This window comes from Aestuariivivens sp. NBU2969 (assembly GCF_019931125.1).
Taxonomy (GTDB): Bacteria; Bacteroidota; Bacteroidia; order Flavobacteriales; family Flavobacteriaceae; genus Aestuariivivens; species Aestuariivivens marinum.
The window spans coordinates 1-13,792 of the sequence record NZ_JAIOUU010000027.1 but is presented as its reverse complement, the minus strand read 5'-3'; the positions used below and the strand labels follow the sequence as shown (position 1 = coordinate 13,792).

Genomic DNA, 13,792 nt, shown 5'->3' with positions numbered 1-13,792 from the left:
CCCTTACAAATATTTTCTAAACCATGTTAATACTAACATGGGAGCTAGAATTAAATCTACCGACAGGGCTATAATGATGATTATGGCCATAAACAGGCCGAGCGTAGCAATGGTTACCGTAGTGGACTTTATTAAAACCAAAAACCCTCCTATCAATATGATACTGGTCGCCAATATGGCCTTACCACATTCTTTTTGAGCAATATATATGGCCTCTTCAATACCTTTTCCCATTTTCCTTTCCCATTGAAATTTACTCAACAGATGAATGGTATCATCTACAGCAATCACAAACCCAATCGTAAAAATCAAAGAAATTTCACCTCTTAATTCTAGTCCCGTAAAACCCAGTATCCCGGCGGTAACGACCAGTGGGATAAAATTCAACACCAGGGCTAAGAGCATCAAGGCCATGTTTTTAAATATGACGCCCAGAGTTATAGAAACCACCAACATGGCCAGAAGCAGCCCGAGTAACATACTATTGATACTTTTTTTCTGCGATACATCCATAAGAAAATCCATTCCCGACATCCTGGCATGAACCGGCTGATCCGCTATGATTTGATGGACATGATTCAGAATGTCCCGGTTCAGTTTTTCTACATCCTCTCGTCCCAGTAAACCGGTTTGTGCTTTAAATTTAAAAATCGTCTTTTCAGTATTAAACAAATAATTGTCCCTGTTGCTTTTCCCAAACCCCTTTTCATAGTCCCTTATCGTCTTTTTATTGAACTTAAAATCATGAGCCCCTGCTGCGGAAGGATGCATGGCCTTTTGAATGGTCGTATAATATAATATGGGGGACTTTACCGCATGAAGTTGTTCGTGATCTGAAAGATAGTCATGCACCCTGAATAAGGCCTTGAGAATTACGGGGTCATTCAACCTATGATCTTCCTCAGCTTCAATAACCAGTTCAAAGCGTCTTGATCCTCCAAAATGGTCTTCAAAAAACACATGATCCTTTTTCAATTCACTGTCCCTTGGAATCTTATACTCTAGGCTATTGGTGTTTATAAAAAACATCCCGCACCCGCCCAGAGCGATCAGCGCCCCGTAAAACATGAATATCTTATTTGGATGTTTTTGGATGTTTTGTGTTATGGTAAATATCCTTTGAAAGAAACCATCAAAATATCGGCCTATGGTAAAAAACCCCTTCACATTTTCATTGGCAAAGAATGCCGGCAACAATAACATGGTGAGCAAATAGGTGAACATGACGATAATCCCGGATTCCAGACCAAGATCTCTCATGGCCTTCATTGGCGCAATCATAAGGGTAAAGAACCCTATGGCAGTCGTGATGGAGGTAATAAAAGTGGTCCAGCCTATCTCCCGAAGGGCGATATGGGTCGCTTCTTTTGCCGATTTTCCACGATGGCGTTCCACATTGTATTTAATCGCCAGGTGAATGACATCCGATACCCCAACGATTAAAATAATCGTGGGGAAAATACTGGACATCATCCCCAATGGTTTGTCCAGCACAACCATGAATCCTAAAAAGACAATAATGGAAATGAGCACTACCAGCGTTGGAAATATTATGGCTTGCCATCTTTTGAAAATAAACAATAAGGCCAAAAAGAGGAACATAAAGACCCAATGCATAAAGCTTTTAAATTCTTTAAACAGGAGCTTCTTAAAGGAAAATTCAATATATTTTCGCCCCCATAAATAGGTTGTCGATCCGGTAAAAGCACTTCTGAGTCCATTGATCTCATCAAATAACAGATCTTCCTGATCCTTGTCAAGGCCCTCACGGAGTTCAATCCAAAGAAATAAGGCGGTCCCCGCTTGATTTATAAAAAGATTCGTCGTCTCAAAATCCTTAACTATTTTTGTTTTATACCTGGATACATCGGTGCTATCCTCTATCTTCAAATAAGGAAGCTCCATCATTCCAAAAAGGGTGTTTACCGGATAGGATAAATTATGAAGCCCCTTGACGTGTTCAATATTTTTAACTTGTTTTAATCTATCCGATAATTTTTGAACCTGAAGAATAAAAGACCTGTTGAACACATCCCGCTTATGGTCTATGGCTAGGATGACCAGATTCTCCTCCGTTTTTATTTCAGATTTCATCCTTTCGTAAAAGGCATAATCGGAATCATTTTTATGGAAATACTGGGCGGAATCGGCATTGACCTGTATTTGGGTCGCCCTGGTGCTAAAAAACAAAGTCAACACGATAACCAGTCCTAAAATCACATACCTGTATTTTATTAAATAGGTTACCATTTTGTTATCAATAGGATGATGATATATTGGTTATTACAGGTGTTCGACCATTGCCTTCTTTGCCAGAATACAGGCAAAATTGCACCACTTAAAAAAGAGCTGGGGATGCTCAAAATTTGCCTGACTTAATAAGGCCATGTTCTCCTCAAGGGTTAAGGGTTGCATAATATTTTTTAGACGCTCCTTTTTGGCCTTGATCTCCTCAAAAGTAAAATGATTTTCTTTCCACGTATGATGGACATTAACGAAAAAATCATGTTCGGCAGCGTCCGCATAACTTATCTTTTCACACAATATGAAATGGCCGTTTGGCTTCAGCGCTTTGTATATGCTTTCCAAAATGAAGGGTCTGTGTTCCGTTTGAATGAATTGAAATGTAAAGGCGGCTACAATAAGCTCAGCCGGTTTAAAAGTAAACGTTTCAAGGTCCTGGTTATAAAAGGTCACCTGCTTAATAGATCTGCATTTTTCCCTGGCCACCTTTAACATGGACATGGATTTATCTACGCCAACGTATCTAATTTTTGTGTTTGGATTAGCAAAGTGTATACTCCGAATTATTTCGCCTGTAGCCGTTCCCAGATCATACACCAGGCTATTATGTGAAAGGATTCTTTTGGACAAAATACCTATGAGTTCCTGAATGTCATTATAGCAAGGTATGGATTTCCTCACATGGTCATCAAAAACCAAGGACACCTGTTGGTCGAATTCCCAGTCCCCGTCTCTTGATAAAATAATTTTCTCTATAGCTTCCGATGATTCCATAGGCTCCACTGATTTATAGTTTTAAATCCATTTTCTGGTTCTATTTCGGTACCTTTCATAGACCTCTCCATGTAATTTATACAAATGTTCCTCCTCCAACAGGATTCGGATTGAAAAAATTAGATGCACTAAAATAATTATGGAAAAAGTGATCATATTGGGTGTCACCAAAAATAACCCTACGGTGCTTAAAAGCATCCCTAAAGCAATTGGATTCCGCGATACCTTGTATATCCCATCGGTTACGAGTGTGCCATGGGTTTCACTGGAATCTATGCCAATTCTCCACGCCCCCTTTAGTTGCATCTGAGAGAATCGTGTTAACAGCAATGATCCTATTAATACAACCACACCAATACCTTTCAAAAATGGGATCTCCAAATATGGGATGGGGACCAATAGCTCATAATAGGTTGGAAAAAAGGCATACACCATAATATTCATCATGAGACCGAAGAATATGCCATTACGGTACAATTGTAATTTATACATCAAGGCATCGTTTTTTGTCACAACCCTTGGCTCGATATGATATTTATTCTTGAACGACTTTATATTGAACACATATAGAATAAGGATATACACTACGAAGAATGTTATTAAAAAAATGCTGTAGAATAACTGCGTTTTCATCTTATTAAAGCTTTTAATGAACTCCTGATGTTGTTTGTACCCCTTAGGTCATCCACTTGATCTTAGCAGGCACTCTTTTTGGGCAAATCAATGCAGCTCTGCGAACCCTAAGGGGTTCATGATAGATCTCCACATCGAAGCGTTGCAAGGTGCGTATGAGGGTTAAAAATATAACCATTATCGCATAATGGTCTCCAATACATTTTCTATTCCCCCATCCAAAGGGCATAAAATAATGTTTCGGTCTGGTCTTTGCGTTTGCGTTCGTAAATCGTTCCGGCATAAATGAATCGGGTTGCTCCCAAAATTCAGGGTGCCTGTGTATATTGAAAAGTGAAATGCAAACGGACTTGCCCTTCGGGATCATGACGCCATGGGATGTAAAGTTTACTTTAGCTTTACGCCAAATGGAAAACGCCACAGGATACAACCGCATCGCTTCAAAAACTATGGAAGTGGTGATCGGAAAATCGTGATAAAAATTTTGATGGAATGTATAATCCGCAGGTTTGGATCGTATTTCATCGCACATTTTTTTATAATACTTCGGCTGTTCTCCCAGCGCATACCATAGCATTGAAAGACTACAGGAAATGGGAAAATAGCCCCCGGCAAGCATGGTTTTCATTTCGTCCAGCATCACCCGTTTTTCATATGCAGAAGATGATTTTTTCCCCAGGCTTTGCATTAATGTTCTTGCCAGGTCATCATTATCGAACGCTTCCAATTGCCGTTGTTGTATAATGGCTTCAAGGATATCATCAATCTGTTTAGAGATTTTTTTAATTTTTAAGTGTAATGGTGACGGCACCCAAAGTGGCATATAAAATGGAAGACCCTTCGCGATGTAACCTGTTCCTGTTTTAACCACATGTTTTATTTTCCCAACATATTCCCTTAGGTCGCTGTGAAATAACAAGCGCCCTGAAATCATTATGGCCCATGTCCCCATGACATCCGCAAGATCGATTTGGTCATTATTTTCAAGGGATTGCCCCCATAGGTCGAGTTCCCTGTCGATCTGTTCTAAAGCCTCATCCATTTGTTCGTGTAATTGATGGTGACTGAACACCGGATTCAACAACCGTCTTTGTGAGGACCATAATTCCCCTTGACTGGTTACCATCCCATGGCCGAACAGCGTGGTGACCCGCCGACCAATAAAATCTTTCTGGGAAAAATCCTTTTGATCCCGATTTAATATATCCTTTGCGATATCCGGATGATTAATGAGATAAAAATAAGGACCACATGCAACCACATCGCCATATTTTGCCATGAGATTATAAAAGTGAAATGCAGGAAACCTCGTTGCTCCCCTGAAAAATTCCAGTAGGGGTGGTCCGTTTACTTGATGTTCTTCTTTTATGGTATTAACTAACATGTTCCGATAGTTGTTTCTTATACAATCTGTAGTGTTTTGTTGGAGACCCTCCTATTTTCAATAGTAATGAGTTCATGGTCTTATTCGTGGACATGACGTAACTCGCCTCACAATGAAATATATGCTGTTGATGCAGGGCCTCTGTGATTTTTTGATATAATATCAGATCCATCCCTGTTCCCCGATACGTATCCTTGATACCGATTAACATCACGCGCGCTGATTGAATGGTTTTTCGATACTTTAAAATTTTGAAGATTCCGAATGGAAAAAGTTTACCATTGCGAATTTTCCGTAATACCTGGTTGAAATCAGGAACGGCAATGATATAACCAACGATCTCCCCTTCGACTTCGGCAAACAAGGCCAGATCGTAGGGCATAATGGATTTCAACTCGGAGGCCAAATATTCGAATTCCACTTTATTAAGAGGCATAAATCCCCAACTGCCCTCATTGCATGCGTTGTAGGCCATCCTTAATTTGGTGATGTCCGATGTATAGGTTTTTGGCGACATCGCCCTTATTTCAATGGAGTTCCTACGAAGGTGCCCTTCTGCCCTGCGCATGATATTCACATATTTTTCCAATTGGGGCTTTTCAAAGATCTCATAGGCCACAAGATCGATCACCCCAGTACATCCAACGGCTTTTAATAAATCGTCATAATAGGGATAATTGTAGGGCATGTTGATTTGATTAGGATATTCAAATCCCTTACACAGGATGCCACAGGAATCATTGGTCGTCGGATTGGTTGGACCAACAATAGCTTTAATGCCTTTGGATCTTAACCAAATACCTGCATGGTCTAAAAGCATTTTGCAGATTTGAACATCATCAATGGCATCAAAAAAACCGAAAAAACCGCAGAAGTCATTATACTTATCCAGATGTGTCTTATTCCAAATAGCGGCAATCCTTCCAACGATTTTCCCTTCTTTAGATTCTTTAACAAGAAATAAAGCCATTTCGGAATGCCTTAAGAACGGATTTCGACGACTTAGCCTACCTTTTAGAGTGATATCAAGATCGGAAATATAATTCGGTTGATGTTCATAAAGCCGGCGTGGAAAATCAATGAACTGTCTTAACTCTTTTTTAGTATTTACCTCAATAATTATAGCCATAGCCTACAAAATTTGCCTAATCTGCCATTTCTTTAACCTGAGCACCTTCTATAAATCCATGGTTTAGCACCCGATTTCCCAATGCGATCACCAATGCCTTCGAAATTTCGCCAAATGAATAGGGGCCCTGATCATGCTCAAACCCCATCAGCATCGTTTCAGCCATGCATGCAAAGGCTTGTCCATCCTCTAAAAAAAGACCGGGAGGATACAGATTTTCACCATTAACCAATCTCACAATACCGCCCTTTACCACTTGAAAATCCTTGTCTTCCAGCAAGTCCTTTTCACAGTTTAACGGAACGGAGATATCACATATAAACGCTCCTTTTTTTAAATATGCTCTATTAAGGAAGGAGGTTGGATCGCTGGTAGCCACTAAGATCACATCGCAATCACGAAGGCGATTTAAATCCATCCCAATTTCAATTTTCTTATCGGACTCAAATTGCTTAGTGTAGGCGTTCCAAATGTTGACATAATGGGAACTTGATTGATGCTCTGAAGCACCCTTGTCCATATCGAGCCGGTTAATTTGATCATAGATCACATTGTCGTACGCCTTCCCTTCCGCGAGGTCCTTTAAGATTTCCTGTATTAAAAACCCGGCATGGTCAATGAGTTTATTCGGGTTGCCATTAAACCGCCCCAATAACAGCATTTTATCGCATTGATCCGCCACCATGGTGGATAATACTTTGGCTATGTTACCCCCTGCACCAATTACGGCCAGTTTGGTGGATTGCCCTTTACGGTTTATTATGGCTTCATATACTTTTTGCACTACGGTAAAGGCGGTATAACCATTGCCCGTTGTCACTCGAATATCGGGATTGGTTATGGCCTTACCGTTTTGCATGATCATTGAATTGTATTGTCCAAGACCTATTTTGGTAATTCCCAGATGGTATAAAAGGTCAATGCCTTTATTACAAATCCCCTGATATTTTATGATATTCCCCATAGACTCCCGCATATCATCAATGATCATTTTAGCGGTAAAGGACAGCCCTACAAAACTGATACAAATTTCCCGGCCTGCGGCATCCTTTATTCTGTTGCGACCAATCACTACGGGTTCAGAAAAAGGGCTTAGTCTTTCTATCAGATAAAGAACCAGGTCCTCCGGTAAAATATCCAGGGAAGGCAAATAAGCCCGAATGGTATGCACATCTATATAGTGGAGCAAAAACCCAACCTCATCCATGCTACCGTCCATTTCATCCCATTTTACCCTTTGGGGATTAAAATCTGAAACAGGTCGGAGATGTTGCCCTCTTTTGGGCAACAGAAAGGATATCAATGCGTAGAAATCGCCATACATCAAAATTTTACATAATTCCTCCAAGGCCTCAATACATTGATTGATCTCCGCTTTATCCATAAATAAAGAAGGTAGGAGTCTAAGGGTTTTGGGGTCCGACAGGGTTACGGAAACCCTGATATGCTTTTCATTCAGTAAATAGGCCGACAAGACATACCCAAAATAATTGGAACGGGATATCCCCTGAAGTCCAAAACTGGTGCTGTAATCCATACTTTCAAAACGGATTCCAATCATCAGTCCCAGGCCTCTTACTTCGCGTATTATCTGAGGGTATCGGTTCTGTAAATCCACCAAAGCATCAAATAAACAGGCACTTACGCCCGGTATCCTGTGACAGTTTTTTTCCAGTAATTCAAGACTTTTATGCGCCATAACCGTACTGTAGTCATCTTCGGCAAAGGTGGATGAATGCAAGACATCAAACTCAGGGATGTACAACCGCTTTTCAATGGCTACGGCGCTTATTTTGGCAAGTCCGCCCCCTAGGGATTTCCCTAAAATATAGTAATCGGCACTGACCTTGTGATGAAAGGAGGCTAGAAACGGTCCTGTTCTAAAGCACCCACATTGAATCTCATCGAAAATCAACGGAATGTTATACGCTTTGGTGAATCTCCTTAAATCCGTCAGGAATTCCTTCGACACCACATGTATGCCCCCTTCTCCAATGATGGGTTCCAGGATCGCAGCGGCAATTAAATTGAAAGTCTTCGTTTTAAATACAAGTTTTCCGTCCTTGAATACTTTTGGTATGGAAATCTCAATCTCATTTTCTTTAAACAGGACTTCGGGGCATTCTGTATTTATATCCAGATAGATTGTTTCAAACGGGGCATTCCTTAAAAATGGCATCCTAAAGGCTTGATTGGAGGTAACGGAAAGCGCCCCTAAGGTTTTACCGTGAAAGGACTTATTTGAAGCTACAATTTTTGGTCGGTATGTATTTGAATTCTTATTCAATGATTGCATGAGAGACCGTAACGCCTCAATGGAATGAATTTCATAATCGTTATACATAAGGGGGCTCTGAGGACAGGTGTTAAAAAACGATTCCTGAATATTCATCAGTTCCCTGGACAGGTCATTATCGATTGCCATGAGTTTATTATAAAACGCCAGCATGGCATGCTTTATCGCGGCTTCAACAGCTTCGGTTCCGGAATTGAGAACCATGGTCGTGTAGTTCGCACGGGTTTGAGAGCCTATAAGGTCATTGATCTTATGGCAAAGGGCATCCAATTTTGATTTTTTAGATAATTGATGGTGGGCACAGACATGGTCTCCGAGCAATTCCTGCGCTGTTCTTATGAGATCCGGATGATTATGCCCAAGAAGCAACGAACCATAGCCCCCTGCGAGATCAAGATATTTTACCTGCTCTTGTCCCGCATCACTATACAAGTAATTCCCTTTGGCATGATGAAATTCCTTGTCCAGTTTTAAAATAGACAACAACTCCTGCAAATAGGGTTTCGTATAGCTTGTATTATGAGATTCCTGCATAATGCATTTTATTTTTTGAAATGTCACTCATTGGGACCTTATCCTCATGATAAACACGATGGCCCCCGGTATGCGATGTATAGCTCAACTGGTTTCTCAGGCTGTTAAAAAGCCATCGAATCATCCCGTTATGATGATACATACACATTTTATTATTCCTTTTATAGGCCCCAAACCGGGCTTTGGAAATTTCGGCGGTTTGACCAAGATTTATGACATGACATTCTCTATGGATTCCTTCCTTGATGATCTCAATCAAGTTATTGGTATAGGAATCATACGTATCCCTGGCCTTATAATCCAGTCCTCCAAAAAGGAAATAAAGGGTCTTTCTTTCCTCCAGCGTAATATTCCAGTACACCAGTTTTTCGTTATCGTAAAAGGAATTCAGATTAAAGGGTTCCGGGAGGGTTTTAAAAAAGGCCATACTCAATATTTCAAGTTTGGTTTTCGAGCGTTTAACCACCTCAAGATAGAGTTCATAATGGCGTTCTGTAAATGCCCCACATGGTTCCCTACGCCCGGTAACAGTAGCTGCTTTATCCAGTGCTTTTAGGATACGCCTGCGATATGGATGTCTCAATGCCTGCATGTACCCCTCCCAACTGTCATGTTCTATTTGAAAAATCATACTGGGCAAAGACCTCATGTTAATAGTCTTGATGTTGGGCAGGTCCTGTGCGTAATTTAAACAGAGCACTATCCCGCGTTCCTTCCGAAATATATGGGACAAAAGCGTCTCCACATAGGGATCACCTCCCCATACACCGCTTTCGTCATTTGAAATGGGTAATCCAATAACCTGCATGGGAAGCTTAAGTTCCAGTTTTGAAAAGGTAAAGAGATTAATCTTTAAGGAATACACTACCGCTCCGGCACATAAAACCCCCTTTTCATGGAGCGTATAATAGCGCTGATTCGAATGATTTGTACGTTCCAAGTGCGACAAGAAGGAACGCTTCTGATAGATGGAATGCGCGATATGGTCCCATTCGGGACTTAATTCTTGAACCTTGTTAACTTTTTCAATACTCACTTCAACCGGTATTACATTGGAACTTCAGAGGGCACCTTTTCAGAACTATGCATGAATGCTTTAAATGCGTCATGCCTAAATTTATCGCTAAAGGTTAGGTTTTCAGGACGTGGTCCTTTAAATCTTGATCTTCTTATCTCCTTTGGGGAGTGATGGGTGTAACTGAATAAAAATTGTCTGCCAATCTTCAACGCGCCCAGTATCAGCCTCCAGTAATCGCGTGTCCAAATGGATGGAAGGGTTCTAAAGGTGTTTACACGTGCACTTCTCATGTTTAGTGTCGTTTGCGCATAAAGTTTTAGAAGCTCCCAGTAATACGCCTTTAATGAAACTTTTGTTGGAGACAATTGATGAGACAGGTCAAACAAGCTGTGCGCATCGTCGGGAACCGTAAGCTGGTCTTTGAATTCATGATAATTTTCAGCCCCGGGTAAAGGGGTTGCCGGAGATATATTGACATAATATAAATGGTTATCATTAATAAATTTTGCAAGACGTCTCCAATCTGCTTTAGTGTAATCCGGACCCGGAATAAGTGATCCGTAAGTGTCTATCTCATGTTTTCTTAACACCTTAATGGCTTCAATATTACAATAGGCGGGCAACTGTTTGTTCATGCTGTCCAATTCTTCATCCGTTGTGGCCTCAAGACCAATAAAAACAGCCTTGAGTCCCAATTGCGCCCAATGCGCAATAATATCTTCATTTTCCGCCACGAAATCCGCTCGCGCATAACAGAGATAGTTTTTCTTAATGTTATGTTCCTGAATTAGTCTTGAAAGTTCATTGAGCCTGCTTTTATTGATGAGGAAGATGTCATCGACAATATAAATTTCATCGGATTCTATGGTCAACAATTCCTCTACTATGGATTGTGGGGACCTGCTGTATGGCAGTCCATCGGTAATCTTCCAGGTAAAACAGAAGTTACATTTATACCAACATCCCCATGTGGTTTTCATCGTTGCCACGGGACGATGCATCAGGTAATAGTACTTATGTCGAAGGTGGGACACCAAGCTGCGGTTTGGGAACGGTAAATCGTCCGGTTTGGGCATGTAGGCCCTTTTTTTGGTGCTATACAATTTCCCTTCCCCATAAGGAATGGCAATTCCGGAAACCTCCGTCAGGGAGGTTCCGTATTCAATAGCATCAATGATTTCAGGCATGACCATGGTGCCATCTCCCAAGCCTATAATATCAACAGAGATATCGGCAAAATCTTGCGGAACCAGGGTGGCGTGAACGCCGCCTACCACCGTTATACAATCGGGTTTCACCGATTTCACATAACGGAATATTTTCAACACTTCATTCGTCCCCGTTTTATAACAGCTACTCACCACAACGTCCGGATTGAAATCCAAAAACCGTTGTTTAAACCCGCGTTCCACCAAATGATCAAATAGCATTAGTTCATGTCTTTCGAGATTTGCTGCGACATATTCCAATTCCAGGGGCTCACAGATCATGATGTGCTTGAGTCCGATGGTATGTTTTGGCACCGGTGGACGAACTAATAAAATTTTCATATCTCTAGTTTTAATTTAACCATATGTTACCTCAAAAATAACACTACACAATTCCGGGGGTTATCCCGCGTCGAATGTGGTTTTGATAGATCATATTTGTCCCAAAGACAAATAATCTCATAAAATAATTTAATCCGGCAGGATTTCCTTTTAATCGTTTTATGATATTTTTAGTGGAATACAATCGTCTATACAGATTCCAATAGCCTTCTTGCAGGGTTTGCGCCGACATCCTTTTAGGATGAAAAACGGCAGATCCTCCTACATATTTCTTAAAGTCAAAATCAAAAATTCGACCTTCGTCCATTAATTGATTATACATGGGGGTTCCGGGTACCGGGGTTAATATGTACATCCTTGGTAATGCAATTTTATGTGTCATAAGGAATTTAAACGTACGGTCAAAAACAGTCTCGTCATCGCCATCAAGCCCTAGGATCATCTCTGTACTAATTTCAATGCCATGCTTTTTTATGTTGGCGAAGGCGGTGCCGTAATTTTTAGGATCGTTCCACTCCTTGTCGATATGGGTAAGACTCTCTTCGTTAACCGTTTCTATTCCAAAAGACAAAATTCTACACCCGCTGTCGTAGGCCAGCTGAAGCATCTCATCCTCCTTGGCGATTTGCAAACTGCACTGACTGGCCCAAATGATCTTTTCCGGGATCAAGGCGGTCCATAATGCTTTGCAGTAATTAAAATCTACTCCTATGTTATCATCAATAAACGTTATGTACTTACTCCCATGGGCTTTTGCCGTCCTAACGTCCCTTATCACCTGGTCGACCGGTCTTTTACGGTAGCTCCGTTTAAAAAACTCTGAAATGGAACAAAATGTACATGGAAAAGGACATCCGCGAGTGGCTTGAACAGGTCTCCAGAACCCATAATACTTGGCGTTGAATTTATCATAGGAGGGGGGTGGAAAAGCCGTAACATCCGGAACTTTTTCCATGGTATAAACAGGCTTGACCTCATCGTTCAGATAGTCCCTTAAAAACCGTGGCCAGGTATCTTCCGCTTCTCCTTTAATGATAACATCCGTATGGGGTTTGGTCATGGCATCATCAAACAATGAAATAGCGATACCTCCCATGACTACTATCGCTCCCCGTTTTCTAAATTCGTCCCCAATTTGATACGCCCGGATCACTCCGGCGCCTCCCATTCCCGTAAGCCCTACAATATCCCATTTCTCATCCCATGGAATGGGCTCTGAAGTTTCAGAAATACAAGTAACCTCAAAATCATCCGGAGTTATAGCCGCCAGTTGAGGCATGGTTAATCCCGGCAAATATGTCTTTCGCTGTACAATAGGTTTTCCCTCCCTATCCAAGCCTGTTGGGCTTATTAGAAGAATTCTCGCTTTACTCACATTAAAATTATACTCCAAGTTGGAAGTAAAAGTAAACAGGGACTATTGATAGCTAATGAATCGGATTAGATCTTGACTTATAAAACAAAAACAACATAAATATAATAAATATCTAATGGAATACCTATTCGATATTCACATTTATTAATTCTGCATCAGTTATAGGTATTGCTGATTTGAGCTCCGATTTCGAGTTGGATAAATAGTCCTCCATGGATATCTTTCCTTATTACAGTTCATCCTACAACGCATAAGATACACCCCTTTGTGGTTAAGCTTCGTTTTCTGACTAAGAAACTTATATTAATAAGTTCATAGTTACTAAAGATTTTCATTTTTGGGCTACCTGAAGAATTTACAAGGAGACCTGAGGTCATATGTTATCTAGCATTAAACTAGTGCCCAATTTATAGTAGAAAAGAAATCAATTAAAATATGGCACCAACATATAAAACCTAACCTTAAAAGTTAAGATGTAAATGGTGTAACTTTGTATGTTATGTCACATAACAAAATAAATTATAAGGCTAGGCTTTAATATGCAAGTGGCCCCGAGGGAGGGTTTTCTCAGTGGTTTTATTATTATAGAGCCAAAACCGTCTCAGAAAATGTTCTATTTCCATAGAACCAAAAGATACAGCATAATGCTCTTTATCATTTATTTTGTTAAAATGTCAAAATAGTAGGTGTGGTAGTTTTTACCATCTATATAAAACACAATCCTACCGCTTTTGGTAATTTTCAGTTCCGTACAGAATACGATTTGGACTTCCTATATTAGACTGGACACAAAGATGAGAGAATATGCTTGCTAGTTATTAACTTAGCAAATATGAGAAGTAAACCCAAACATTA

General features: G+C 40.5%; 9 protein-coding genes and 1 pseudogene. All 10 read right to left on the bottom strand.

Features of this window, described 5'->3' with window-relative positions:
• Positions 1-3 precede the first annotated feature (3 nt).
• A complete protein-coding gene (locus K7G79_RS13560) occupies positions 4-2,250 on the bottom strand; it encodes an RND family transporter (RefSeq protein ID WP_223552139.1) in 2,247 nt (748 codons plus the stop codon).
• 33 nt (positions 2,251-2,283) lie between these two features.
• Positions 2,284-3,018, bottom strand: coding sequence for a methyltransferase domain-containing protein (locus K7G79_RS13555; RefSeq protein WP_223552138.1), 735 nt, complete (start codon positions 3,016-3,018; stop codon positions 2,284-2,286).
• Between the two features lie 21 nt (positions 3,019-3,039).
• Positions 3,040-3,510 (bottom strand): isoprenylcysteine carboxylmethyltransferase family protein, encoded by a 471-nt coding sequence (locus K7G79_RS13550; protein ID WP_223552137.1) that lies wholly within the window; start codon positions 3,508-3,510, stop codon positions 3,040-3,042.
• A gap of 184 nt (positions 3,511-3,694) precedes the next feature.
• Positions 3,695-5,035 (bottom strand): cytochrome P450, encoded by a 1,341-nt coding sequence (locus tag K7G79_RS13545; protein WP_223552136.1) that lies wholly within the window; start codon positions 5,033-5,035, stop codon positions 3,695-3,697.
• On the bottom strand, positions 5,025-6,164 hold the full coding sequence (locus K7G79_RS13540; protein ID WP_223552135.1) for a hypothetical protein: 1,140 nt from the start codon (positions 6,162-6,164) through the stop codon (positions 5,025-5,027). The genes K7G79_RS13545 and K7G79_RS13540 overlap by 11 nt, the downstream gene beginning before the upstream one ends.
• A 16-nt stretch (positions 6,165-6,180) precedes the next feature.
• Positions 6,181-8,994, bottom strand: coding sequence for an aminotransferase class III-fold pyridoxal phosphate-dependent enzyme (locus K7G79_RS13535; RefSeq protein ID WP_223552134.1), 2,814 nt, complete (start codon positions 8,992-8,994; stop codon positions 6,181-6,183).
• Positions 8,978-10,030 carry a GNAT family N-acetyltransferase gene (locus K7G79_RS13530; RefSeq protein ID WP_223552133.1) on the bottom strand — a complete coding sequence of 351 codons (1,053 nt, stop codon included), beginning with the start codon at positions 10,028-10,030 and terminating at the stop codon, positions 8,978-8,980. Before K7G79_RS13530 ends, K7G79_RS13535 begins: the two co-directional genes overlap by 17 nt.
• 11 nt (positions 10,031-10,041) lie before the next feature.
• The gene (locus K7G79_RS13525) at positions 10,042-11,088 is read right to left on the bottom strand and encodes a radical SAM protein (RefSeq protein ID WP_223552160.1); all 1,047 of its coding nucleotides are present in this window, start codon (positions 11,086-11,088) and stop codon (positions 10,042-10,044) included.
• 111 nt (positions 11,089-11,199) lie between these two features.
• Positions 11,200-11,502: pseudogene (locus K7G79_RS14820) on the bottom strand (cobalamin-dependent protein); the annotation flags it as partial.
• A gap of 103 nt (positions 11,503-11,605) precedes the next feature.
• Positions 11,606-12,841, bottom strand: a complete 1,236-nt coding sequence (locus K7G79_RS13515; RefSeq protein WP_223552132.1) for a radical SAM protein — start codon at positions 12,839-12,841, stop codon at positions 11,606-11,608.
• Positions 12,842-13,792: the final 951 nt, after the last annotated feature.

What these genes read in the sequence shown, in the direction of transcription:
- K7G79_RS13560 (WP_223552139.1), bottom strand. Translation starts at nt 2,250, where the DNA reads ATGGTAACCTATTTAATAAAATACAGGTATGTGATTTTAGGACTGGTT.
- K7G79_RS13555 (WP_223552138.1), bottom strand. Translation starts at nt 3,018, where the DNA reads ATGGAATCATCGGAAGCTATAGAGAAAATTATTTTATCAAGAGACGGG.
- K7G79_RS13550 (WP_223552137.1), bottom strand. Translation starts at nt 3,510, where the DNA reads ATGTATAAATTACAATTGTACCGTAATGGCATATTCTTCGGTCTCATG.
- K7G79_RS13545 (WP_223552136.1), bottom strand. Translation starts at nt 5,035, where the DNA reads ATGTTAGTTAATACCATAAAAGAAGAACATCAAGTAAACGGACCACCC.
- K7G79_RS13540 (WP_223552135.1), bottom strand. Translation starts at nt 6,164, where the DNA reads ATGGCTATAATTATTGAGGTAAATACTAAAAAAGAGTTAAGACAGTTC.
- K7G79_RS13535 (WP_223552134.1), bottom strand. Translation starts at nt 8,994, where the DNA reads ATGCAGGAATCTCATAATACAAGCTATACGAAACCCTATTTGCAGGAG.
- K7G79_RS13525 (WP_223552160.1), bottom strand. Translation starts at nt 11,088, where the DNA reads ATGCCCAAACCGGACGATTTACCGTTCCCAAACCGCAGCTTGGTGTCC.
- K7G79_RS13515 (WP_223552132.1), bottom strand. Translation starts at nt 12,841, where the DNA reads ATGCCTCAACTGGCGGCTATAACTCCGGATGATTTTGAGGTTACTTGT.